Here is a 22,169-nt window from a genome sequence, read left to right on the forward strand (position 1 = left end):
CGGTGACCCGATCGCCGACGCACTGCAGAACGACAAGAACTTCTGCGACATCATGTACGGCCCCTCGAAGGAGGACGCCAGCCCGGTCGGCCCCGCAGCCACCGCCGGACCGCCTCGCAGTCGCCGCGGCCGGTCCCGCGGGCATGGTCATCCCTTCAGGCGCGCCTCCAGTTCCTCAACCGTGGTCACCGGCCGGTCGCAGACGAACCCCCGGCACACGTACGCCGCGGCCCGCCCGTCGATCAACGGCCGCTCCGCCAGCAGCGGCACCCCCGCCTGATCCGGCGCCCCGAAGACGATCACCGTTCCCGGCGGCGCATGCCGATGTGCCGCCCTGATCAGCGGGTCCTGCGGATCCCGGGTCGCGACGGCGATCTCGTACGGCCCCGCCAGCACCGCTTCCGCCACCGCCGCCGCGTAGCCCGCGAAGCGCGGATGCTCCCCGATCAGCGGCCCGACCGTCTCCAGCGCCTTGTCGGCAGCCTCGCGGTACCGGGACTCGCCGGTCAGCGCCGAATACGCCACGAGCCCCGCGCACACCGCCGACAGCCCGGACGGCGTGGCGTTGTCGGTGGGGTCGGCGGGCCGGGTCACCAGCCGTTCCGCGTCGTCGGCCGTGTCGTAGAAGCCGCCGTCCCCGGTGCCGAAGTGCGCGAGCGCGACGTCCAGCAGCGAACCCGCGAGCGTGAGCCAGCGTCCGTCACCGGTCAGCTGGTGCACGGCGCAGAAGCCTTCCGCCACCGCGCCGTAGTCCTCCAGGACACCGGCGGGCTCGCCGGCCACGCCGTCGCGGGAGACGCGGCGCAACCTGCCGTCCACGAGATGACGGTCGGCGAGGACACCGGCGAGCTGCACGGCCGCTTCCCGCGAGGCGGGCGCGTCGAGCACCAGGGCGTGCTCGGCCAGAGCCGTGATCGCCAGGCCGTTCCAGGAGGCCACGACCTTGTCGTCGCGGGCCGGTTGCGGACGCCGGACGCGGGCGGTCAGCAGCCGGTCGCGTACGCCGCGCCAGCGCTGGACGATCTCGTCGGCGGCGTCGTCGATGTCCCGGGCGAGGACCAGCACGCTGCTGCCGTGCTCGAACGTGCCGCCGGGCGTGACCTGGAAGAGGTCGGCGGCCCAGGCGCCGTCCTCCTCCCCCAGCGCCTCGGTGAGCTGGGCGGGCGTCCACGCGTACGTCAGCCCCTCGACGCCCTCGGTGTCCGCGTCCAGGGCTGAGGCGAGCCCACCGGCCGGCGTGGCGAGGTCGCGGAGCAGGAACGCAGCTGTCTCGTCGGCGATACGGCGGGCGAGCGGGTCACCGGTCAGCCGCCACAGCTGGGTGTAGACGCGCAGCAGCAGGGCGTTGTCGTACAGCATCTTCTCGAAGTGCGGCACGGTCCACGTGTTGTCGACCGCGTACCGGGCGAAGCCGCCGGCCAGCTGGTCGTAAATGCCGCCGCGGGCCATCTGCTCGGCGGTGTGCCGGACGATCTCCAGGACCTCCCCGGACCCCGTGCGCTGGTGATGGCGCAGCAGGAACAACAGGTTGAGGTGCGGCGGGAACTTCGGGGCGCCGCCGAACCCGCCGTACCTCTCGTCGTGCTCCTTGGCGAGCCGCGTCGCCGCACCGTCGAGCAGCTGCGCCGAGATCGGCGCGGTCGGGCCGCCGACCAGCTGGGCACCACCGATCGCCTGGACCACCGCGGAACCCTGCTTGACCACAGCGTCGCGCTGATCACGCCACGCGGTCGCGACGGAGTCGAGCAACCGCGAGAAATTCGCCTTCGGAAAGTACGTCCCGCAGAAGAACGGCTGGCCGTCAGGGGTGGCGAAGACCGTCATCGGCCAGCCGCCCTGCCCGGTCATCGCCTGCGTCGCGGTCATGTAGACGGCATCGACGTCGGGCCGCTCCTCCCGATCCACCTTGATCGCCACGAACCCGTCGTTGACCTGCCGGGCGATGCCCTCGTCCTCGAACGACTCGTGCGCCATGACATGACACCAGTGGCAGGCCGCATACCCGACGGAGATCAGCACGGGCACGTCCCGCTCCCGCGCCTGCGCGAAGGCCTCGTCGCACCACGGCCACCAGTCGACGGGATTGCCGGCATGCTGCAACAGGTACGGCGAGGTCGCCGAGGCGAGACGGTTGGCCATGACCCCAACCTAGCCCGGGCGTACGTCAAAACCCGGCAGGCGTCAGCGGCCCCCTACGCGACTGAGATCAGCACTGGCGTCAAGGCACCGGATCAGCGCTTCCTCGGCCAGGCTGCGCTGGCCCTTGTCATCGCGGCCAGCGGCGGAATGGGCGGCGCGCCCGTCCGGCCCACTCACGATCAGGGTTCCGGCCGACGGCCCTGCTGTCGCACCGTCGAGCTGACGGCGTGTGCTGGATCGTCACTGGAACCTGTGCTATCTAGTAACCGAAGGATGTTTCAAATAGGCACTACCCGGTGTGCTAGATCATCATTGGCTGGAGCTTCCGCTGAGCGCTTACGTCTCTCGTATCGTCGACACAGAGCTCGCCGAGATCCTGACGACCCACCCCGCTACGCTGGTCGTCGGCCCCCGCGCCTGCGGAAAGACCACCACGACACGGCGATTGTGCCGTTCTATCCTGAGGTTGGATGTCCCTGCTCAGGCCGCGGTCGTTCGCGCCGACCCCGACGCCGCGCTCCGCGCCCTCGACGAGCCGGTCCTCGTTGATGAGTGGCAGCTGGTCCCTGCGGTCCTCGGCGCAGTCAAGCGCGCCGTCGATGACGATCCCCGCCCTGGCCGGTTCATTCTGACCGGTTCCTCCCAGACCGACCTGACCACCGCGGGCTGGCCCGCCACCGGCCGGATCGTCCGGCTGACGATGCACCCGCTCGTGGGTCGGGAACGGCACGGTGACCCGTCCGCGCCGTCACTGATCGACAGAATCCTCGTCGACGGCTCCGGCAGCTTCAGCAATCCCTCAGCCGAGTGGGACGTGCACCGCTATGTGGAAGAGGCACTGACCAGCGGATGGCCGGAAGCTCTCCGCGCCCCCACCGATCGAGCGCGCGATCGGTGGTTGACCAGCTATGTCGATCATCTGGTCACCAGAGAGGCCGCAGCACTCGGCGTCTCCAGAGACCCGGTCTTGATGCGTAGATATCTTCAAGCGCTCGCCGCCAACACCGCCGGCGTGCCGAACCACAAATTGCTATACGACGCCGCCGGCATCACTCGGCACAGCGCGGTCGGCTACGACGACCTCCTCGACACACTCATGATCACGCAGCGCGTACCTGCCTGGGCCGGCAACCGGATGGATCGCACCGTACGGCTGCCCAAGCGGTACCTCACCGACCCGGGCCTTCTCGGCCCGCTGCTCCGCATCGACCAGCGCCGCGTGATGCGCGACGGCGACCTCCTCGGGCGTGTCCTGGACACCCTCGCCGCCGCCCAGCTGCGAGCCGAATGTGCCGCCAGCATCGTCGGCGCGGATCTGTTCCATTACCGCGATGCGAATGGTCGGCACGAGGTCGATCTGCTCGTCGAAGCCAGGGACGGCCGCATGATCGCCGTCGAAGTCAAAGCCACCGCCGCACCCTCAACCGCCGATGCTCGGCACCTGGAATGGTTCGCCGAACGCGTTGGCTCGGCCTTCGCAGCCGGCATCGTCCTCCACACCGGCCCTCGTGTCTTCCGACTTGCTGAACGGATCGTCGCTGTACCAATCGCCAGCCTCTGGGCGCAGTAGGTGGACTGATCGGGCCCTACACGGCGATGACGTGACACCAGTAGCCGGCCGCATACCCGCCGGAGATCAGCACAGGCACGTCCCGCTCCCGCGCCTGCGCGAGTACGTCAAAGCGCCAGGTGCCGGCCGGCCTCAGCCGCTGGCGTGGTCACGCTGCCACGCCGGGCCGCTGTAACCGAGCGTACGAACGGTGACCGCGAACGCCGCGACGGTGGTCAGCACGGCGATACCCACCCTCCCCACAGGCACCGTTCCGGCACTCGGCCAGCCGATGGTCGCCAGCGGGGACCAAGCGGCGATCGACGGGCCGAGCTGGGCGAGCACGGTGAGAGTGAGTTCCAGTCCGAACATGAGCCAGGTCGCTCGCAGCGTGCCGGCGAACGGGGCGACGAGCACGCCCAGGGCCGCCAGGAACAGCACCGACGTGGCAGCGTGTGGCCAGGTTCCCTCGGGTACGCCCGCAGCAACCGCCGCGACCAGCACCAGTTGCGGGCCGGCTATGACCGCGACAGCCGCGCCGATGGCCGGCAGCCACCGGCGGGACCGCACGCCGAACCGGTCGATGATCCACAGGCGTGACCGGGTCACGATGAGCGCCGCGGCGGCGAGGAACACCGCGCACATCTCCGGTACGGCCAGCACCACCGCATCGTGCGCGGGCGCGAACTGCAGCTTGAACCCGTACCGGGAGCAGAGGGCGCCCAGCGCTGCGAAGCCGCCCAGGACGGCGAGATACCGCCTCCCCGCGCGCGACGCCAGCAGGATGCCGGTCATCAAGGGAGCATCTCGTCGGTGACCTCACAACGCGTGATAGCCGTACGGTGCTCGGTGAGCCACCGCCGCAACTGCGCGCCGGAAATCTCGCCGAAGGCGTTCTTGCTGTCGCCGTCCTGGCCTGCGAGGTGCAGGAACAGAGCGAACGAGTTGAGGCCCGCCTCGCTTTCCTCGCCGCCGGGCTTGTTCGCACAGATCTCGCTACCCGCCACCAGGCTGGCGATCTGCGATCGGACATCGCTGATCCCCCACTCCGGGGACGCGTCGGCGTAGAAGACGGTCGAGTCCTTCGGTGGCGAGGTGCCATCACTCAGCGACCAGTCGTACACGCGGTCGAAGGGCAGGTTCTCCCGCCCCACCAGGGTGACGATGGGTTCGGTGCCGTCGATGAGCGGCTCGAGATCCTTCTCGTGCGCACGGTGCATGCAGAACTCCAAGCCGATGGCCTGCCGGCACAACAGCGGCGGGGAGGCCTGCAGGATCTGCGGTGCGGGCGGGTGCACCAGGGCTGCGACGGCGAGGGCGGCCGGCAGGAAGAGCGGCAGCAGCGGCTTCGCCGTCAACCGCCGGTCGAATCCGCGGTTCGTCAGCACCGAGCTGGCGGTGACGAGCGCAGCGACCATGAGGACCGCGAAGAACGACGCCCGGAACAGGGAGAACGTGAAGGAGGTCTCCCGTCCCGGCGTGCCGATCGAGGAGATCACCGGCGTGATCGTGTTCCAGGCGCCGATCGCGTATCCCACGACCGAGGTGGCGAAGCCGACGGCGAACACGATGGGCGCGGCGTACGCGGATCGGATCAGCAGGCCGGCAAGCCAGCCGAGGACCAGCAGGACGTTCACGACCAGGACGCCACGTGCCACGGATCCCGGGGCCAGCGTGTCGGCCGTGGCGGTGCGGAACGTCTCGACGGTCACCGGGAGCACGCCGAGCAGGTAGCCGGCCGTGACGACGAGGGCGGCCGGGGCCAGACTCTGGGCCAGGTACTGCGCCGTGTCACGCGAGAAGCGCGGAAGGGCGTACAGCATCCGCGGCGGTGTCAGCCGGCCACTGAGCAGGGCACCGAACGCGGCGACGAGCGGACCGGTGAAGTCCAGCGCCTGCTGCTCGAAGAGGACGTTCGTGTGCGCCCACTCCTGATAGGACCACGACAGCTCCTTGGCCGTCCGGCCGAAGGTCACCGCGAAGACGATCACGCCCGCAGCGAGGAACACCCACCCGCCGACCGGCCAGAAGAAGCCCGGCTTGGTCCGCTTCGCCGACCGCTCACTCATAGCGGCTCCCCAGCTGAGCGACGATCCCCGCGTACGCCTGCTCGAAAGCCGACCCGCGGCCGCGGGCGTCGGCGTTGTCCTCGACCAGCTCCGCCAGCTGCTCGACCGTCCCGTCGAACGCGATCCGGCCGCCCGCGAGGACGCCCACCCGGTCGCACATGTAGGTCACGTCGTCGACGAGGTGGGTCGAGACGATGACGGTCCGCCGCGTACCGATGGTCGCCACAACATCCCGCAACCGCAGTCGCTGCGCCGGGTCGAGCCCGACGGTGGGCTCGTCCAAGATCAGCAGCTCGGGGTCGTGAGCGAGGACCGCCGCGAGGCCGAGCCGTTGCCGCTGCCCGCCCGAGAGCGACCGGACGCGGTCCGCGGCACGGTCGAGCAGGTCGACGTCGTCGAGCGCAGCTTCGGCCGCGGCCACGCACGAAGCCTTCGGGACCCCGTTGACCCAGGCCGCGTACGACACGGTGTCGACGACCCGCAGCTCGGGAGCGAGAGTGAAATGCTGCGGAAGGAAACCGATCCACCGGCCGTACGCCCGCTGTGTGCTCGCCACGGACCGCCCGCCTGCACGGGCCACGATCGATCCGCTGCGGGGCCGGACGATTCCGGCGAACAGGTGCAGAAGCGTGGTCTTGCCGGCGCCGTTCGGCCCCAGCAGGCCCGTCACGCCGACACCGACCGACCAGTCCAGACTGCTCAACACGGAGACGCGGCCATATCCGGCCGACACCCCGTCCACCTCAATCTTCATCTGCGACCGATCGATGCACGTGAGCCTGACATGGGCTCAGTGGATCACATCGGATCGGAGGTCAGCCGACCTCGCCCGCCCGCAGCGGCACGATCTTCGCCGGGGCGGCGTCGGCGAGCTGACGCAGCGCGCCGACGATCTTGTCGGCCGGGAGCGGCCGGCTGAAGTGGTAGCCCTGGGCCGCCGTACATCCGAGCGCCAGCAGGGCCGCACGCTGGTCGGCGGTCTCGACGCCTTCCGCGACCACCCGGGCGCCCAGCCGCGCGCCCAGCTCGACCGCGCCTCGGACGACCGCGGCCGCGGCTGCCGAGTCGGTCATCTCGGTCACGAACGAGCGGTCCACCTTGAGTTCGTCGACCCGGACGCGGGTGACGAACGCCAGCGAGGAGAAGCCGGTGCCGAAGTCGTCGACGGAGATCTGCACCTCCAGGTCGCGCAGCGCGGCCAGGACCTCGTCCACCACGCCCTGGTCGCTGACGGCCATGGACTCGGTGATCTCGAGGACCAGCTGGGCGGGCACCATGCGGTGCCGGCGCAGCGCGTCGGCGACCTGCGCCGGGAAGGTCGCATCGAGCAGGCTGCGGGCGGAGACGTTCACGGAGACGGGTACGTCGAATCCGGCGGCCGCCCAGCCGGAGGCGGCGGTCAGCGCGAGGTCGAGCACGTGGCGGGTGAACGGCGCGAGCAGCTCCCCGTGTTCGGCGGTGCCGACGAACAGGTCGGGGGTGAGCAGCCCGCGCCGCGGATGGTTCCAGCGGATCAGCGCCTCCACGCCGGTGGGGGCGCCGGTCTCGAGGTCGACCTCCGGCTGCAACATCAGCACGAGCTGGTCGTCCGAGGTGAGCGCATCCACCAGCTCGGCGGGCAGGGCCAGGTGGTCGGTGCTGGAGGCGTCGCTGGCGCTGTCGTACGCGGCGACGCCGACGTGCAGCTCCTTGGCCTGGTCCAGCGCGATGCTCGCCCGGCGGATCAGCTCGCCGAGGTCCGCGTACCCGGCCTTCTCGACGACGACGCCGACCGCGACCTCCACGACGAGCCGGACGCCACCGATGTCGACGGGACGGCCGATCTCGTCGACGATCTCACGGGCCCGGCGTACGGCCTGCGGCAGCGGGCTGGGCACCTCGTGCAGCGGGGTCGCGGAGTCGGCGAGCGTGGCGACCGACGGCAGCAGGACGGCGAACTCGTCGTCGCCGAGCCGGGCCACCAGCTCCTGGTCGCGGGTGAGGTCGGTGAGCCGCTCCGCGACCGTGCGCAGCACCTCGTCGCCGGCCCGGTGCCCCAGCGTGCCGTTGATCTCCCGGAAGTCGTTCAGGTCGAGCAGCAGCACGGCGACGGGCCGGTCCCGGTGCAGCGACTGCAGCAGCGCCTCGCCGTCGGTCAGCAGCGACCGGCGGTTCGCCAGGCCGGTGAGCTGGTCGTGCACCCCGTCGTGGGCGACCTTCGCGTCGAGCAGCATGAGCCGCTCGTGCGCGGCGGCGTCGTGCAGCGCCCCGGCCAGCGCGTCCGCGTACGCGGAGACGGCCAGCTCGTCGCGCGCGGCGGGCAGCGTCGGCTCGGCCAGCCAGACGGTCAGCTCGCCGACCCGGGTACGGCCGACGGTCATCTCCCGCGTGATCACGGGCCCGGGCGCCGCGCCGGGCATCGGGTCGTACGGCGCCTCGTCCACGTACCGCCGGCCGCCGTCACCGTCGGCGGCGGTCTCGATGACGGACAAGCGCCCTTCGTGGACGACGACGGGTTCTCCGTCGCGCTGATGCGGCGGCAACGACACCTCGATCTCGACGCGCCGCGCACCGAAGACGTCCAGGGCGCCCCGCAGCCCCGCATCGGCGACGGCCGCCTCGCTGGAGCCGCCGAGCGTACGCGTGGCCCGCGCGAACGCCTCCCACACCCGGCGCTCCTCCTCGGCCCGCAGGTGGTAGCGATATGTCCGCTGCAGCAGCCACAGCACCGGCGGCGCCATGAGCAGCCACCACGGCCCGTTGACCAGCGCGTACACGACGGAGATCCCGACGAGCACATTGCCGACGAACATCGGCAGCTTGGCGTGCAGCACGCGGGCCGCTATCTGCCGTGGCGGGGCGTCGCGGCGCAGCGACAGCGTGGCCACGGCCAGCCCGAGCGTGATCAGCAGGTAGGCGACGGATCCGACGATGAGCCCCGCGTACGTCCGCGTGCTGTCGACGGGTGCGCCGGGCCCGGCGATCGCGTACGCGGCGGCGGTCCCGCCGGCCGTCCCCAGACTGAGGGACGCGGCGAGATGAACGATGTCGGTCACGGCCCGCTGGTCGTTGAGCCAGGTGATGAGGAACCACGCGCCGGCGGCCCCGACCAGCGTGGCGGCCGGCAGCCATCCCGGCGGGGCCAGCACGAAGCTCAGGATGAGGGCGGTCTCGCCCCAGGACACGCTGACCGTGCCGCGCCCCAGCCGGAACCGCAGCCGGGCGAACTGCGCGAACGCGGCGAGCACCACGGCGGCGCCGATCCCGACCGCGGCCGGCTGCGCGAGGATGTCCGGTCGCTGCAGCGGCAGCACCGCCGCGACGGTGGAGAGCACCACGGCGGCAAGAACAACGACACCCATCAGCATCCGTACGCCGAGAGCGCGCCGGACAGACGCACCATCGGTGCTGGACGAGTCCGAGCGCACCGCCGGGGAGACGGCAGTCGGTGAAGTCATGCCACCTCCCCACCGATCGACCGGAGTGCTCCCGCGGGCTCTACCGATGTCCCCGTACGACACATCGAAAGCACCAAGTCCGAATTCCCGCCATCTGCACACCGGGCCGCCCGGACGCGGTTCGGAGCCGCTTCCCTACCGTCGATCCCGCGCTCGCGGAAGCCGCCGAGCCACCCGCCCGGAGGCGTCGGATCGCCCGCCCGCGCCATCGCCGAGACCCCGCGAAGGCCGTCGCGCGCCGCTCCGGCGAGCCCGCTGCTGCGATCTTGTCCGAGGTCACGCCGCAATGCGCTGACCAGCGGCACAGGAGGATGCACGTGCATCTGCAGTGGAGGAAGTGGGGGGCGGATGATGGTCATCGACGGCCCCCCTTTCCGCGCAGGGTGGGGGGACGTCAAGGCCCCCCGGCGGAAGGCTAAGCCAAAGCGGCGGACAGCAACAGGGGTTGACGGAGGAGCACTGTCGATGTTCGCACCGTGACCATCCACGCCTCGAACCGCTGCCGGCCGCTTGACACTGTGGACCGAACCCTGACGCGGTTAAGGCCGCGGCCCCGCCTCACGCCCCTCACCGGACTGCCCGCGGTCCGGCGTCTCCACGTCTCCGGCCTCCCCGGATACACCCTCCACATCAGAACCGCCACCACCGGCGGACGACGAACCGGCCCGCCCCGCGGACGCCGGCCGGGAACCCGCCGTGCCGGCCGCGAGGTCGGCCTCCAACCGGGCAACCTCGGCCTCCCGGGCGCTGCCGGCGGCATCCGGAAAACTGTCAGGAAGCCGACGCAACCGCTTGTTCATGTTGCGGATCAACAGCACGGTCGCCACGGACATCAGCACGATGATGAACAGCCCCATGGGCCCGGCAAGCCCGCCGGACCGGGTGTCCCCGAAGTTGTTGACCGCCACGACGAAATCCACTCGTCCACGGTACGCCCACCGGCACCACGCCCGACCCCGGGATCCCGCATCATCCGCAATCCGACCGCCCCCTGCGACCAGCATCACGTCTTCCGCGCGCCCCGCAGCACCGGCTCCGCGCGTCCCGCCCGAGCTGAACCCCAACCCGCAATGGCGTCACGCGTCGCGGCGCCCCGCAGCGCCACATCCCGGCCTGCACAGCCAGCAGCGCCACGCCTGCGCTACATAGTCAGCAGCGCCACGTCCGGCCTGCACAGCCCCGGCACTGCTCGCCCACGCGACGCAGCACCCTGCACCGCTCCGCCGGGGCGGCCCACCAAGCCCCACCGTCACCCCGCAGGCGACGCCCGCAGAAGGTGCACCACCCCCACCGTCACCCCGCGGGCGACGCCCGCAGAAGGTGCACCACCCCTGCCGTCACCCCGCGGGCGACGCCGGCGGAAGGTGCACCGCCGCGGCCGATGAGCTCAGCGAGCGTCCACCGTCTCCCGGACCCCGGCGAACAGGTCCGACTCCGGCACCGGGCTGTCGACCAGCGACCGGGCCAGCTCGAAGTCCTCCGTCGGCCACACCTTCTGCTGCAGCTCCATCGGCACGTGGAACCAGAAACCGTCCGGGTCCACCTGGGTGGCGTGCGCGCGCAGGGCGTTGTCGCGGACCTCGAAGTACTCGCCGCACTCGACCCGGGTGGTGATGCGGTCGCCGCGGTCCTCGCGGTCCTCCCACTTGTCGAGCCACTCCTTGTACGGCGACTCGAGCCCCGCCGCGAGCATGCCCTCGTGCAGGGCGAGCATGCGGGCGCGCGTCCAGCCCGAGTTGTAGTACAGCTTGAGCGGCTGCCACGGCTCGCCCAGCTCCGGGTGCTGCTCGGGGTCGCCGGCCGCGTCGAAGGCCACCACCGAGACCTTGTGGCACATGATGTGGTCGGGATGCGGGTAGCCGCCGTTCTCGTCGTACGTCGTGATGACGTGCGGCTTGAACTCGCGGATGAGCTTGATCAGCGGGATCGCGCCCTCCGCGGGATCGACGAGCCCGAAGCAACCCTCCGGCAGCGGCGGCAGCGGGTCGCCCTCGGGCAGTCCGGAGTCGACGAAGCCCAGCCAGGCCTGCTTGACACCGAGGATCTCGCGCGCCTTGTCCATCTCCTTGCGGCGGATGTTGGCGATGTCGGCGAGCACCTCGGGGCGGTCCATCTTCGGATTGAGCACGCTGCCGCGCTCGCCGCCCGTACAGGTGGCGACCAGGACGTCGACGCCTTCCGCGACATACCGGGCCATGGTGGCCGCACCCTTGCTGGATTCGTCGTCGGGGTGCGCGTGCACCGCCATGAGACGCAACTGCTCAGCCACTGATTTCTCCCTCGACCGGACCTCGATGGGCGGGCCCGGCTCCGGCTGCGAAGATGGACAGGGCCATTCTGGCCGATGGCACCGACACTTTTCCCCGGAGAGGTCCCCTGGTGAGCGAGACGCGCGCCACAACCCCGGTATTCCCGCCGGGCCGTTACGGCCGTCGCCGCGACGGGCGCCGCCGGCCGGCCGCCGTGATCGTCTTCGGCGTGATCGTCGCGGCGCTCGCGGTGCTGCTGTCCGTACGTCTCTACCAACAGTACGGCGACCCCACCTACGACGCGCAGATCGTGCGATGGACCGGGGCGACGGAAACCCAGATCACCATCGATTTCACCGTACGGGTACCGCGAGGCGGAGCCGCCACGTGCACCCTCCGCGCGCGCGACTACAACGGAGCCGAGGTGGGCACGCGCACGGTGACCGTGCGAGCCGCCGGCGACAAGTCGACGATCGAGGCGTCGGAGGTGGTCCCGACGACGGCCAAGGCCTTCGTCGGCGAGGTGCTCCGCTGCCGAGCGGCGGGCTGAGCAGGGAGTCGCCGAAACCTGTCGTACCCCCGCGGTACAACAGAACGTGCAGCCGGCAGGGCCGCGGATCGGGCGAACCGGCCGCGGTGCCCACCGCTGGTAAGCTTGGTGATTCGCTCCGTACGCCTGTCCCGCCCCAAGGAGAAGAGTCTGTGACCAGTTCAGAAGCGTCGAAGACCTGGCTCTCCCAGGACGCTTACGACCGGCTGCAGGCCGAGCTCGACGAGTTGATCGCAGCCCGGCCGGTCATCGCCGCCGAGATCAACGCCCGCCGCGAGGAGGGCGACCTGCGGGAGAACGGTGGCTACCACGCCGCCCGCGAGGAGCAGGGCAAGCAGGAGGGCAGGATCCTGTACTTGAAGGAGTTCCTCCGCAACGCCGAGGTCGGTGAGGCCCCGACGGCCGACAAGGTCGCCCCGGGCATGGTCGTCACGATCTACTTCGACGACGACAAGACCGACACCGAGAAGTTCCTGCTCGGCTCGCGCGAGATCGCATCGACGACCGACCTGACGGTCTACAGCCCGGAGTCGGCCCTCGGCAAGGCCATCCTCGGCGCCGGCCAGGGCCAGACGGTGACCTACACGGCCCCTAGCGGCGCCGACATCAAGGTCACCGTCGTCGAGTTCAAGCCGTTCGGCGTCTGACCGCACGCCCCCGCAAGAGATCGCACGCAGCGGCTGACCGCGCACCTCCACCCAGGCCACCCCTGACGGAGGTGCGCGGCACGCACCGCCCACCGGAACCCGAGCCTCGGCCCCGGCCCGAGCGGCGGCCTCGGCTGCGGCGCCGGCCCGGTTGCGGCGCCGGCCCGGCCCGAGCGGCCGCCCGGCTCTGGCCCCCGACCCCGGCCCGAGCGGCGGCCTCAGCTGCGGCGCTTGCCCCAGCCCCCAGCGGCCGCCCCGGCCCGGCCCCGGCCCGAGTGGCGGGCGCCGGCCCCAGCACCGGCCCGGCTGCGGCGACCCCGGCGTTTCGTGCAAGGCGCGCTACGGCGTTCCGGACAGCAGCGTGACCGCGTAGCCCGAGTCGCGGAGGGCGCCGATCAGCGTCGCCGAGTGGTCCGGGCCGCGGGTCTCCACCGAGAGCTGCACCTCCACCTCGCCGAAGTGCAGCCGGGGGTTGTGGCGGGAGTGCATCACGTCGACGATGTTGGCGCGGTGCTCGGCGATCTGCGTCAGCAGGCGCGCGAGTTCACCCGGCTGGTCTCCCGTCTGCACCGCGAGCCGCAGGAAGCGGCCCGCCGAGGCGAGGCCGTGTTCGATCACGCGCATGAGCAGCATCGGGTCGATGTTGCCGCCCGACAGGATCGCGACGACCGGGGCGGTCAGGTCGGCCTTGCCGGTGAGCAGCGCCGCGACCGCCGCTCCCCCGGCCGGTTCCACCACCATCTTGTGCCGTTCCAGCAGCACCAGCAGGGCCGCGGACAGGTCTTCGTCGGTGACCGTGACGATCTCGTCGACGAGCTCGCTGACGTGGGCGAACGTGATGTCGCCCGGGCACATCACCGCGATGCCGTCCGCGATGGTCGCCGACTCCTTCAACGCGACGGGGGTGCCCGCGGCCAGCGACGGCGGGTAGGCCGCCGCGCCGGACGCCTGGACGCCGATGATCCGGATGTCCGGTTTGAGGGCCTTCGCTGCGACCGCGACGCCTGAGATCAGGCCGCCTCCGCCGACAGCCGTCACGATCGTGCCGACGTCGGGGCACTGGTCGAGGATCTCCAGGCCGACCGTGCCCTGCCCGGCGATCACGTCCCGGTGGTCGAAGGGGTGGATGAGCACCGCACCGGTCCGCTCGGCGAACGCGCGGGCGGCGACGAGCGCGTCGTCGACGGTGAGCCCCGCATACTCGATGGCGGCGCCGTAGCCCTTCGTGGCCGTGACCTTGGGCAGCGGGGCGTTCTCCGGCATGAAGACCGTGGCCTTCGCTCCGAGCAGGCCGGCGGCGAGCGCCACGCCCTGGGCGTGGTTGCCCGCGCTCGCGGCGACCACGCCGCGGGCGCGTTCGGCGTCCGAGAGGCGCGAGATGCGGGTGTACGCGCCGCGCACCTTGTACGACCCGGCCCGCTGCTGGTTCTCACACTTGAGCCACACCGGCATGTCGAGGGTGCGGGTCAGCGGCATGGAGGGCTCGAGCGGGGTGGTTTTGACGACCCCGGTGAGCAGCGCCCGCGCGGCTTCGATGTCGGCGAGCGTAAGCAGGTCACTCATGCCTGAGATCGTGCCACCCGGCGATTGCCCGAAATCCTGCCACCCGCCCACTGCCTGAGACCGCGCCACCCGGCCACTGCCTGAGACCGCGCCACCCGGCCACTGCCTGAGACTGCGCCACCCGGCCACTGCCTGAGACCGCGCCACCCGGCCACTGCCTGAGACCGCGCCGCCCGGTGTCAGACGAAGGAGTGGCGCGTCCAGGGGTTCGCCACCTCGAGCTGACCCGCGATGGACAGCAGCAGCAGCTCCGAGTCCGGTGGGCCGACGAACTGCACGCCCACCGGCAGGCCGTCGGGCCGCATGCCCACCGGCACCACGATCGCGGGCAGGCCGGCGATGTTCCAGGGCGCCGCGTACGGGGCGTACCGCGTGTTGACGAGCATGTTGCGCCGCCAGCTGCCCGTGGAGTGCCCGTCGGCCGGCGGCGGGGTGGCGGCCAGCGCCGGGGTCAGCAGCACGTCGATGTTCCGGTCGCGGAAGAACGCGATGCTCTGCTCCCGCCAGGCGTCACGCTGTTCCTGGCGTACCCATCCGCGGTTCCAGGCGATCTTGCCGAGCTTGATGTGGCGGCGGGTGCGGGGCTGCAGCTTCTTCAGGTCGAGCCCGGCCGCGTCCGCCTCCCGGTACGCCGACGCGAACCACGTGAGCAGGCCCATGAGGCCGAGCTTGGCGGAGTACGACGGCTCGGCGGTCAGCGTGTCGTGTCCCGCCGCGGTCAGGATCCGTGAGGCGGTGGCCACGGCATCGCGGTTCGGCCCGTCCGCCCGTACCCCCTGCACCGGGGAGCGCAACGCCACGCCGACCCGCAGCTTCTCCGGCGGGGTGAGTTTCGCCGGGGCGCGGCCCGCCAGGACGCTGAAGCCCAGCGCGGCGTCGGCGACCGTCGTGGCGAGGATGCCGTGCTCGACGAGGCCCATCCAGCCGTCCAGGCCCAGGTCGCACGGGATGACGCCGCGGCCGGGCTTGAGGCCGACCAGGCCGCAGCACGCCGCCGGGATGCGGACCGAGCCGAGGCCGTCGTTGCCGTGCGCGATCGGCACCAGCCCGGCGGCGACGGCGGCGGCCGCGCCGCCCGACGAGCCGCCGGGGGTGCGGTCGAGCGACCACGGGTTGCGGGCGGGGCCGCCGGCGCCGTCGGTCGTCGCCCACAGCCCCATCTCCGGCATCTTGGTGACGCCGACGACGACCGCGCCGGCGCCGCGCAGCCGGCGGACCACTTCGTGGTCCTCCTCGGCGACGTCCGTGCGCGCCGCCTCGGAGCCGTGCCACGTCGGCAGACCGGCGACCGGGGTGTTCTCCTTCACGGCGACCGGTACGCCGGCGAGCGGCAGGTTGGCCAGGTCCTCCTGCTCGTCGACCTTCTCCGCCTCGACGATCGCCTCACCGCCGCGCACGACCCGGAACGCGCCGAGCGCCGGTTCGGAGATGGCGATCTGCTCGAGGTGGTCGGCGACCACCTGGGTGGCGGTCGTGTCGCCGCGGCGCACCGCACGGGAGATCTGTTTCGCCGTGGCACCCACCCACGTGGTCGCCAGGTTGTCCATGGCCGGTCCCGCCTGTCTGTGAACCCTCAGCCGAGCGCCTGCTCGAGATCGGCGAGCAGATCGTCAACGGTTTCGATGCCGACAGACAGTCGCACGAGATCGGCGGGTACTTCAAGCGGCGAGCCCGCGGCGCTCAGGTGTGTCATCTGGCCGGGGTGCTCGATGAGGGACTCGACGCCGCCCAGCGACTCGGCCAGCACGAACAGTTTCGTCCGGTTGCAGATCTCGATGGCCTGGTCACGGCCGCCCTTCGCGCGGAACGAGACCATGCCGCCGAAGCGCGACATCTGCTTCGCAGCTGTCTCGTGGCCGGGGTGCGACTCCAGGCCCGGGTAGAGGACCTGGCCGACCTTCGCGTGGGTCTGCAGGTACGCGACGACCCGCTCGGCGTTGTCGCAGTGCCGGTCCATGCGTACGCCGAGGGTCTTGATCCCGCGCAACGTGAGCCACGCGTCGAAGGGGCCGTTCACCGCCCCCATGGCGTTCTGGTGGAACGCGAGCTCCTGACCCAGCCCCTCGTCGGCCGTGATCAGGGCGCCGCCGACCACATCGGAGTGCCCGCCCAGGTACTTGGTCGTGGAGTGGACCACCACGTCGGCGCCGAGCGCGATCGGCTGCTGCAGGTACGGCGACGCGAACGTGTTGTCGACGGCGAGCATGGCGTCGTACTCGTGCGCCAGCGCGGCCAGCGCGGCGATGTCGGCGATGTTGAGCAGCGGGTTGGTCGGCGTCTCGGCCCAGATCAGCCGGGTGTGCCCGGGACGGAACGCCGCCCGCACCGCGTCCAGGTCGTTGAGTGGCACGGCCGTCCAGTCCACGCCCCACTTCTCGGCGACCTTGCTGAAGAGCCGGAAGGTGCCGCCGTACGCGTCGTCCGGGATCACCACGTGGTCGCCGGGGCGGCACACGGTGCGCAGCAGTGTGTCCTCGGCGGCGAGCCCGCTGGCGAACGCGAGGCCCCGCCGGCCGCCCTCGATCGCGGCGAGGCACTCCTGCAGGGCGTCGCGGGTCGGGTTGCCCGAGCGGCTGTACTCGTAGCCCAGCCGGGGCGCGCCGACGGCGTCCTGGGCGTAGGTGCTGGTCTGGTAGATCGGCGGCACCACGGCGCCCGTACGCGGGTCGGGGTCCTGCCCGGCGTGGATGGCCAGAGTGTCGAAGCCGTACTCGTTACCCGTCATGAGGGGCAAGGCTAGTCTGCGCTGATGGCCGACTGCCTCTTCTGCGCGATCGTGGCGGGCGAGGTGCCCGCGTTCAAGGTGGTCGACTCCCCCGACGGCGTCGGCTTCCTCGACGTCCGGCCGGTGTTCAAGGGCCACGTCCTGGTCGTGCCGCGCTCGCACGTGCCGCAACTCGTGGACCTCTCCCCGGAGCTGCTGCCGGGCTTTTTCGCGCTGGTCCAGCGGGTCGCGGCGGCCGTACCCCTCGCCACCAGGGCAAAAGGGACGTTCGTCGCGATGAACAACATCGTGTCGCAGTCAGTGCCGCACCTGCACGCGCACGTGGTACCCCGGACGAAGGGGGACGGGCTGCGCGGGTTCTTCTGGCCCCGGCACAAGTACGACTCCGACGAGGAAGCCGCCTCGTACGCTCGATCCATCGCCGACGCGCTCGGGTAAGGATCACGCCGGGGCTGGTGTTGCACCGGGCGGACGAAGGGAGACACCGTGTTCCTGCGGTACAAGAAGCTCGAGCTGCCCACCCTCGACCAGGCCCCGCCGGGCCGCCTGATCGCGATGCCGGTGGCCGACACCCACACGGTGCTCGGAACCCCGCTGAAGGGCCCCTGGCCGGCCGGCTACGAGACGGCCGTGTTCGGCATGGGCTGCTTCTGGGGCGCCGAGCGCATCTTCTGGCGCCTGCCCGGGGTCCACTCGACCTCGGTCGGCTACGCGGGCGGCTTCACGAAGAACCCCACGTACGAGGAGACCTGCTCGGGCGCCACCGGGCACGCCGAGGTCGTCCAGGTCGTCTACGACCCGTCGAAGATCGCGTACGAGGACCTGCTCAAGGCCTTCTGGGAGAACCACGACCCGACGCAGGGCATGCGCCAGGGCAACGACGTGGGAACGCAGTACCGCTCGGCGATCTACACGACGACGCCGGAGCAGGCCCGGATCGCCCAGGCGTCGCTGGAGGCCTTCCAGCCGGTGGTGACGGCCGCGGGCCACGGCCGGATCACGACGGAGATCGCGCCGCTGGGTGAGTATTACTACGCCGAGGACTACCACCAGCAGTACCTGTCGGACTCGAAGAACCCCGGCGGCTACTGCAACCACGGCCCGAACGGCATGACCTGCCCGGTCGGCGTCGCCAAGACCGCGTAACGCAGGTGCGGTGCCCTCACCGAGGTGAGGGCACCGCACCGTCGGGCCAGGCGGCGACGCAGACCCGGTTGCCGGCGCGATCCGCGAGGATCCAGGCCGCCGGCGCTTCGGAGTCGTCCACGATGCGGCCGCCGGCCGCCAGCGCCGCCGCCACGCGCGCTCCGGCCTGGTCGCGGGCGACGGATACGTCGATGTGCATCGCGTGCCGCAGCATCTTGTCCGGGTCGAGCTCCTGCATCCACACGGTCGACCCGTGGCCCAGCGGGTCAACCGCGTTGTCGTCGGCCAGGGGCGCGTATCCGAGGACGGCCCGCCAGAAGCCGGCATCGACCGCCTCGGGCCGGGCTGCCACCGCCAGCTGGATCTCGTGCACCGCTGCCCGGTCAGCCGCGGCACCGTGTCGCCGGGCGAGCGCCGAGATCGCCCGTGCGAGCTCGACGTGCTGCTCCTCGAGCCGGAACGCCGCGGGTCAGCCGTACGGTGAGACGGTCGTCGGCGGCCGTCAGGAGTGCCCCTGCGAGGCCGGGGACCTGTGCGATCACGGCGGCCAGCCGGGTTGCTTCGCCGAGCGACGGGACGCGGAAGACGGCCGTCGCGCCGCCGTGCAGCACCACCCAATCCTGGAGGCCCTCCGCCGCGAGGAACTGCCGCCAGCCCTGCTCGCTCATTCGCTCACCGTACGCGGGCATCACCCGTGAGCAGCACATACGGCCGTACCCCGAAGGGGTGTAAAAGATCGACAAGCGCCGAACCCGCCGCACACACTGAATGGACAGACAGATCGGGAGGTAGCCCCTCGGGAGGTGTCACCATGCCCCGGTTCAGCAACGAGGAGGAGCGCGCTGCCTGGCTGCTCGCCGAATCGCTCATCGAGAGGGCGCGGGCCATGATGCGGCAGGCCGAGAACGCCCTGGATTCGTGGCGGCTCGGCAAGGAGCTGAATCGGCGGCGGTGTGCCCGGCGGGGGATCAGCGAGTCGGATGCCGAGATCCGGTGGGCCGAGACGGCCGCCGCGAAGAACGCCATGGCCGACAACACGTTTCATGTGTCGCTGGCGACGATGTACTACGGCGCCGCGGCGGCGCACTACTCACGGGCCCACTACCTGCGCAGCCAGGTCGAGGCGGGCGTCTGAGAGCGGGCGCCGCCCCGTCCGGGGCGGCGGACGGAGCGGCGCTTCGCAGCGGCCCGCGGGGCCGGCGCTCGCACGGGGGACGAGCACCGGGTCCCGCGGAACCTAGCGCCAATAGTGCGGGACCCGGCTGGGATTGCGCTGAACCGCAGCCCTGCATCACCTGGGAGTTCGCCGACACAGCGCCGAGCCGGCCGAGCGATCAGCCGGGAGTCATTCGGTCCCCGGCGGCTGCGGCGGGTCGGCCGGGGCGGCAGCGGTCGGCGGCAGCGCGGTGGGGTCGTCGCCCGTGGCGCCGGGAGCGGTCAGGGCGAGCCCGAGGACCGCGCCCGCGCCGATCAGGCCGAGGCCGGCGAGGGACACCCTGCGACGTTCCGGTTCGTTCACGCGCGTCAGCGTCTCTCGCGTTCCTGTGAGGTCGCTGAACCGGACCCTGCACAGTCGCTCTACCGGGCCGGATCGGGAAGACTGGATGTATGCAGACGGCCACCGAGAACGAGCGCAAGTACGACGTCCCGGACGGCTTCGCCCTGCCGGATCTGACCGGCGCCGGGGGTGCGGGCGGGCTCGGTGAGGCCGAGACGCACGAGCTGGACGCGACGTACTTCGACACCGAGGATCTGCGGCTGGCGCGGAACAAGCGGACGTTGCGGCGGCGCACCGGCGGGACCGATGCGGGCTGGCATCTGAAGACCCCCGGGGACGGTTCGGCGCGTACCGAGCATCGGCTGCCGTTCACCGAGGGCGACGAGGTGCCGGCCGAGCTGGTCGCCGAGGTCCGCACGATCGTGCGGACGCGTCCGCTGCGGCCGGTGGCCCGGTTGCGCACCCGCCGGGTGGAGACGCCGCTGTGCGACTCCGACGGTGGCACGCTGGCGCTGGTGGCGCAGGACGAGGTCACGGCGGAGACCGACGACGGTGAGCAGCGCTGGCAGGAGCTCGAGGTGGAGCTGGTGGACGGCCACCCCGAGGTGCTGGAGGCCGTGGAGGGCCTGCTGCGCGCGGCCGGCGCCACGCCCGCCGCGGGCCCGTCGAAGCTGGCCCGGGCGCTCGGCGACCGGCTGGCCGCCCCGAAGGCCGGCAAGAAGATCAACCCCGTTGTCGCGTACGCCCGTGCGCAGCGCGAGGCCATCGAGGCGCAGGACCCGGCGGTACGGGCCGGCGACGCCGAGGGCGTGCACAAGATGCGCGTGGCGACCCGCCGCTTGCGCAGCACGCTGAAGACGTTCAAGGGGTCGTTCGATCCGGAGCGCGCCGAGTTCGTCAAGGGCGAGCTGAAGTGGCTGGCGCAGTGCCTGGGCGCGGTCCGCGACGGTCAGGTCCTCTCGCAAAAGCTGGTCGCCGCCGCCGAGGGCTTCCCGGAGGTGGCCACCCGGGTCCGCGAGAAGCTCGAGGCCGACGTCGCGCAGGGCCGCCGCGCGTTGACCGAGGCCCTGGACAGCGATCGGTACCTGGCCCTGCTCGACGCGATCGACGACATGGTGGACGAGCCGGGCCCGGGTGACCGGGATGCGCGGCGCCGCGCCGCCAAGGTGCTGGCCAGGGCGGACCGGCTGCTGGACGAGGCCACCGCCGACGGCGTCGACGCGGAGCTGCACGAGGCTCGCAAGAAGTTCAAGCAGGCCCGGTACGCCGTCGAGGTCTTCAGCCCCGGCGCGGGCAAGCCGGGCAAGAAGCTGGTCGGCGCGCTGACCTCCCTGCAGGATGTGCTCGGCGCGCATCAGGACTCCGTGGTGGCCCGCGACGTGCTCCGTGAGGTGGCGCGAACGGCTCCGGACGCTTTCCCGTACGGAATCCTGTTCGCCCGGCAGGAGCAGGTGGGTGAGCGGACCCTCGCGGATCTCCCGGCAGCGACCCGGGCGGCCCGGAAGAAGAAGCTGCGCGCCTGGCTGGGCTGAGTTGGGACGCTGGTCCTCGTGGGTATGGAACGGGCCCATGGAGGCCGAGCAGCACGAGGACCAGCAGGACGAGGACCAGCAGCAGGAATCCCCGACCGACGACATCACCACCCCGCCGTACGCGGGGCCGGTCAAGGAGCTCGGCGGCTACCGGGTCGCGGACGACGATGACGACGATCCGGTGCTGCTCAACGCCGACGGCAGCCCGGTCGACACGTGGCGGGAGGACTACCCGTACGACTACCGCATGCCCCGCGCCGAGTACGACCACCACAAGCGGCTGCTGCAGATCGAGCTGCTGAAGCTGCAGAACTGGTGCAAGGACACCGGCGAACGGCTGGTGATCCTGTTCGAGGGCCGCGACGCCGCCGGCAAGGGCGGCACGATCAAGCGGTTCATGGAGCATCTGAACCCGCGCGGCGCCGGGGTGGTCGCGCTGGAGAAGCCGAACGAGCGCGAGAGCACCCAGTGGTACTTCCAGCGCTACATCAAGCATCTGCCCGCGGCCGGCGAGATCGTGCTGTTCGACCGGTCCTGGTACAACCGCGCCGGCGTGGAGCGGGTCATGGGTTTCTGCACCCGCGCCGAGTACCTGGAGTTCATGCGGCAGGCGCCGGACCTGGAACGGATGCTCGTGCGCTCCGGCATCAACCTGGTCAAGTTCTGGTTCTCGGTGTCCCGGGGCGAGCAGCGCACCCGCTTCGCCATCCGCCAGGTCGACCCGGTACGCCAGTGGAAGCTCTCGAAGATGGATCTCGAGTCGCTGGACAAGTGGGACGACTACACCGAGGCCAAGGAGGCGATGTTCTTCTACACCGACACCGCCGACGCCCCGTGGACCGTGGTGAAGAGCAACGACAAGAAGCGGGCCCGGCTGGAGGCCATGCGGTACGTGCTCAACCGGTTCGCGTACGAGGGCAAGGATCCGGAGGTGGTCGGCACCCCGGACCCGCAGATCGTCGGACCGGCCTCGCTCGCGGTGGAAGGTACCGAAATGTCCCCCCGGGTATTCCCGCGCCTCTAGTGAGAAATAAGGCGTTGTCGACCTCCCTTCGCAGTGGCTAA

At 71.4% G+C, this 22,169-nt stretch carries 22 protein-coding genes; 8 read left to right on the plus strand and 14 right to left on the minus strand.

From position 1 onward, the window contains the following. Nucleotides 1–147: 147 nt before the first annotated feature. Nucleotides 148–2,139, minus strand: coding sequence for a thioredoxin domain-containing protein (locus tag AB0K03_RS20580; RefSeq protein ID WP_364687152.1), 1,992 nt, complete (start codon nt 2,137–2,139; stop codon nt 148–150). A 298-nt stretch (nt 2,140–2,437) separates the two neighbouring features. Between AB0K03_RS20580 and AB0K03_RS20585 the strand changes: the two genes are divergently transcribed. Continuing rightward, entirely contained in the window at nt 2,438–3,709 is a 1,272-nt protein-coding gene (locus tag AB0K03_RS20585; RefSeq protein WP_364687154.1) for a DUF4143 domain-containing protein, read from the plus strand. A gap of 16 nt (nt 3,710–3,725) precedes the next feature. Here the strand turns inward: AB0K03_RS20585 and AB0K03_RS20590 are convergent, their stop codons facing one another. The 7 genes from AB0K03_RS20590 to mca all read right to left on the minus strand — a co-directional run bounded on the left by AB0K03_RS20590 (nt 3,726) and on the right by mca (nt 11,463). Next, a complete protein-coding gene (locus AB0K03_RS20590; protein ID WP_364687468.1) occupies nt 3,726–3,845 on the minus strand; it encodes a DUF255 domain-containing protein in 120 nt (39 codons plus the stop codon). After that, nucleotides 3,842–4,483, minus strand: coding sequence for a hypothetical protein (locus AB0K03_RS20595; RefSeq protein ID WP_364687156.1), 642 nt, complete (start codon nt 4,481–4,483; stop codon nt 3,842–3,844). Before AB0K03_RS20595 ends, AB0K03_RS20590 begins: the two co-directional genes overlap by 4 nt. Next, nucleotides 4,483–5,757 carry a hypothetical protein gene (locus tag AB0K03_RS20600; protein WP_364687158.1) on the minus strand — a complete coding sequence of 425 codons (1,275 nt, stop codon included), beginning with the start codon at nt 5,755–5,757 and terminating at the stop codon, nt 4,483–4,485. Before AB0K03_RS20600 ends, AB0K03_RS20595 begins: the two co-directional genes overlap by 1 nt. Beyond that, a complete protein-coding gene (locus AB0K03_RS20605; protein WP_364687160.1) occupies nt 5,750–6,511 on the minus strand; it encodes an ATP-binding cassette domain-containing protein in 762 nt (253 codons plus the stop codon). The genes AB0K03_RS20600 and AB0K03_RS20605 overlap by 8 nt, the downstream gene beginning before the upstream one ends. A gap of 61 nt (nt 6,512–6,572) precedes the next feature. After that, entirely contained in the window at nt 6,573–9,104 is a 2,532-nt protein-coding gene (locus AB0K03_RS20610) for a bifunctional diguanylate cyclase/phosphodiesterase (protein ID WP_364687470.1), read from the minus strand. A 629-nt stretch (nt 9,105–9,733) separates the two neighbouring features. After that, the gene (locus AB0K03_RS20615) at nt 9,734–10,051 is read right to left on the minus strand and encodes a hypothetical protein (RefSeq protein ID WP_364687472.1); all 318 of its coding nucleotides are present in this window, start codon (nt 10,049–10,051) and stop codon (nt 9,734–9,736) included. A gap of 530 nt (nt 10,052–10,581) precedes the next feature. Beyond that, entirely contained in the window at nt 10,582–11,463 is an 882-nt protein-coding gene (gene mca / locus AB0K03_RS20620) for a mycothiol conjugate amidase Mca (RefSeq protein WP_364687162.1), read from the minus strand. Nucleotides 11,464–11,573: 110 nt separating this feature from the next. Here mca and AB0K03_RS20625 point away from each other — a divergent pair, with 110 nt between their 5' ends. Together AB0K03_RS20625 and greA are read left to right on the plus strand one after the other, a co-directional pair. Further along, nucleotides 11,574–11,993 carry a DUF4307 domain-containing protein gene (locus AB0K03_RS20625; RefSeq protein ID WP_364687164.1) on the plus strand — a complete coding sequence of 140 codons (420 nt, stop codon included), beginning with the start codon at nt 11,574–11,576 and terminating at the stop codon, nt 11,991–11,993. Nucleotides 11,994–12,145: 152 nt separating this feature from the next. Beyond that, a complete protein-coding gene (gene greA, locus AB0K03_RS20630) occupies nt 12,146–12,640 on the plus strand; it encodes a transcription elongation factor GreA (RefSeq protein ID WP_199515627.1) in 495 nt (164 codons plus the stop codon). 339 nt (nt 12,641–12,979) lie between these two features. Here greA and ilvA read toward each other — a convergent pair whose 3' ends face one another. From ilvA to AB0K03_RS20645, 3 genes are all read right to left on the minus strand, one after another. Continuing rightward, a complete protein-coding gene (gene ilvA / locus AB0K03_RS20635) occupies nt 12,980–14,203 on the minus strand; it encodes a threonine ammonia-lyase (RefSeq protein WP_364687166.1) in 1,224 nt (407 codons plus the stop codon). A 179-nt stretch (nt 14,204–14,382) separates the two neighbouring features. Further along, nucleotides 14,383–15,750 carry an amidase family protein gene (locus AB0K03_RS20640; RefSeq protein ID WP_364687168.1) on the minus strand — a complete coding sequence of 456 codons (1,368 nt, stop codon included), beginning with the start codon at nt 15,748–15,750 and terminating at the stop codon, nt 14,383–14,385. 26 nt (nt 15,751–15,776) lie between these two features. After that, entirely contained in the window at nt 15,777–16,928 is a 1,152-nt protein-coding gene (locus AB0K03_RS20645; RefSeq protein ID WP_364687170.1) for a cystathionine gamma-synthase, read from the minus strand. A gap of 24 nt (nt 16,929–16,952) precedes the next feature. Here AB0K03_RS20645 and AB0K03_RS20650 point away from each other — a divergent pair, with 24 nt between their 5' ends. Together AB0K03_RS20650 and msrA are read left to right on the plus strand one after the other, a co-directional pair. Continuing rightward, on the plus strand, nt 16,953–17,366 hold the full coding sequence (locus AB0K03_RS20650; protein WP_364687171.1) for an HIT family protein: 414 nt from the start codon (nt 16,953–16,955) through the stop codon (nt 17,364–17,366). Between the two features lie 48 nt (nt 17,367–17,414). Then, on the plus strand, nt 17,415–18,074 hold the full coding sequence (msrA, locus tag AB0K03_RS20655; RefSeq protein WP_364687173.1) for a peptide-methionine (S)-S-oxide reductase MsrA: 660 nt from the start codon (nt 17,415–17,417) through the stop codon (nt 18,072–18,074). A gap of 16 nt (nt 18,075–18,090) precedes the next feature. Here the strand turns inward: msrA and AB0K03_RS20660 are convergent, their stop codons facing one another. Together AB0K03_RS20660 and AB0K03_RS20665 are read right to left on the minus strand one after the other, a co-directional pair. Continuing rightward, the gene (locus AB0K03_RS20660) at nt 18,091–18,447 is read right to left on the minus strand and encodes a VOC family protein (RefSeq protein WP_364687175.1); all 357 of its coding nucleotides are present in this window, start codon (nt 18,445–18,447) and stop codon (nt 18,091–18,093) included. A 10-nt stretch (nt 18,448–18,457) separates the two neighbouring features. Then, complete coding sequence (locus AB0K03_RS20665) at nt 18,458–18,742, minus strand: hypothetical protein (protein WP_364687177.1); 285 nt, start codon at nt 18,740–18,742, stop codon at nt 18,458–18,460. A 143-nt stretch (nt 18,743–18,885) separates the two neighbouring features. On the opposite strand from AB0K03_RS20665, the gene AB0K03_RS20670 reads away from it, so the two are divergent. Further along, on the plus strand, nt 18,886–19,209 hold the full coding sequence (locus tag AB0K03_RS20670) for a hypothetical protein (protein WP_364687179.1): 324 nt from the start codon (nt 18,886–18,888) through the stop codon (nt 19,207–19,209). A gap of 210 nt (nt 19,210–19,419) precedes the next feature. Here the strand turns inward: AB0K03_RS20670 and AB0K03_RS20675 are convergent, their stop codons facing one another. Then, complete coding sequence (locus AB0K03_RS20675; RefSeq protein WP_364687181.1) at nt 19,420–19,593, minus strand: hypothetical protein; 174 nt, start codon at nt 19,591–19,593, stop codon at nt 19,420–19,422. An 89-nt stretch (nt 19,594–19,682) separates the two neighbouring features. Between AB0K03_RS20675 and AB0K03_RS20680 the strand changes: the two genes are divergently transcribed. Continuing rightward, complete coding sequence (locus AB0K03_RS20680) at nt 19,683–21,104, plus strand: CYTH and CHAD domain-containing protein (RefSeq protein ID WP_364687182.1); 1,422 nt, start codon at nt 19,683–19,685, stop codon at nt 21,102–21,104. Between the two features lie 37 nt (nt 21,105–21,141). Then, nucleotides 21,142–22,128 carry a polyphosphate kinase 2 gene (gene ppk2 / locus AB0K03_RS20685; protein WP_364687184.1) on the plus strand — a complete coding sequence of 329 codons (987 nt, stop codon included), beginning with the start codon at nt 21,142–21,144 and terminating at the stop codon, nt 22,126–22,128. Nucleotides 22,129–22,169: the final 41 nt, after the last annotated feature.

The organism is Actinoplanes sp. NPDC049316 (assembly GCF_040677315.1).
Lineage (GTDB): Bacteria > Actinomycetota > Actinomycetes > Mycobacteriales > Micromonosporaceae > Actinoplanes.

What these genes read in the sequence shown, in the direction of transcription:
- AB0K03_RS20580 (WP_364687152.1), bottom strand. Translation starts at nt 2,139, where the DNA reads ATGGCCAACCGTCTCGCCTCGGCGACCTCGCCGTACCTGTTGCAGCAT.
- AB0K03_RS20595 (WP_364687156.1), bottom strand. Translation starts at nt 4,483, where the DNA reads ATGACCGGCATCCTGCTGGCGTCGCGCGCGGGGAGGCGGTATCTCGCC.
- AB0K03_RS20600 (WP_364687158.1), bottom strand. Translation starts at nt 5,757, where the DNA reads ATGAGTGAGCGGTCGGCGAAGCGGACCAAGCCGGGCTTCTTCTGGCCG.
- AB0K03_RS20605 (WP_364687160.1), bottom strand. Translation starts at nt 6,511, where the DNA reads ATGAAGATTGAGGTGGACGGGGTGTCGGCCGGATATGGCCGCGTCTCC.
- AB0K03_RS20610 (WP_364687470.1), bottom strand. Translation starts at nt 9,104, where the DNA reads ATGCTGATGGGTGTCGTTGTTCTTGCCGCCGTGGTGCTCTCCACCGTC.
- AB0K03_RS20615 (WP_364687472.1), bottom strand. Translation starts at nt 10,051, where the DNA reads ATGGGGCTGTTCATCATCGTGCTGATGTCCGTGGCGACCGTGCTGTTG.
- ilvA (WP_364687166.1), bottom strand. Translation starts at nt 14,203, where the DNA reads ATGAGTGACCTGCTTACGCTCGCCGACATCGAAGCCGCGCGGGCGCTG.
- AB0K03_RS20640 (WP_364687168.1), bottom strand. Translation starts at nt 15,750, where the DNA reads ATGGACAACCTGGCGACCACGTGGGTGGGTGCCACGGCGAAACAGATC.
- AB0K03_RS20645 (WP_364687170.1), bottom strand. Translation starts at nt 16,928, where the DNA reads ATGACGGGTAACGAGTACGGCTTCGACACTCTGGCCATCCACGCCGGG.
- AB0K03_RS20650 (WP_364687171.1), top strand. Translation starts at nt 16,953, where the DNA reads ATGGCCGACTGCCTCTTCTGCGCGATCGTGGCGGGCGAGGTGCCCGCG.
- AB0K03_RS20665 (WP_364687177.1), bottom strand. Translation starts at nt 18,742, where the DNA reads ATGAGCGAGCAGGGCTGGCGGCAGTTCCTCGCGGCGGAGGGCCTCCAG.
- AB0K03_RS20670 (WP_364687179.1), top strand. Translation starts at nt 18,886, where the DNA reads ATGCCCCGGTTCAGCAACGAGGAGGAGCGCGCTGCCTGGCTGCTCGCC.
- AB0K03_RS20680 (WP_364687182.1), top strand. Translation starts at nt 19,683, where the DNA reads ATGCAGACGGCCACCGAGAACGAGCGCAAGTACGACGTCCCGGACGGC.
- ppk2 (WP_364687184.1), top strand. Translation starts at nt 21,142, where the DNA reads ATGGAGGCCGAGCAGCACGAGGACCAGCAGGACGAGGACCAGCAGCAG.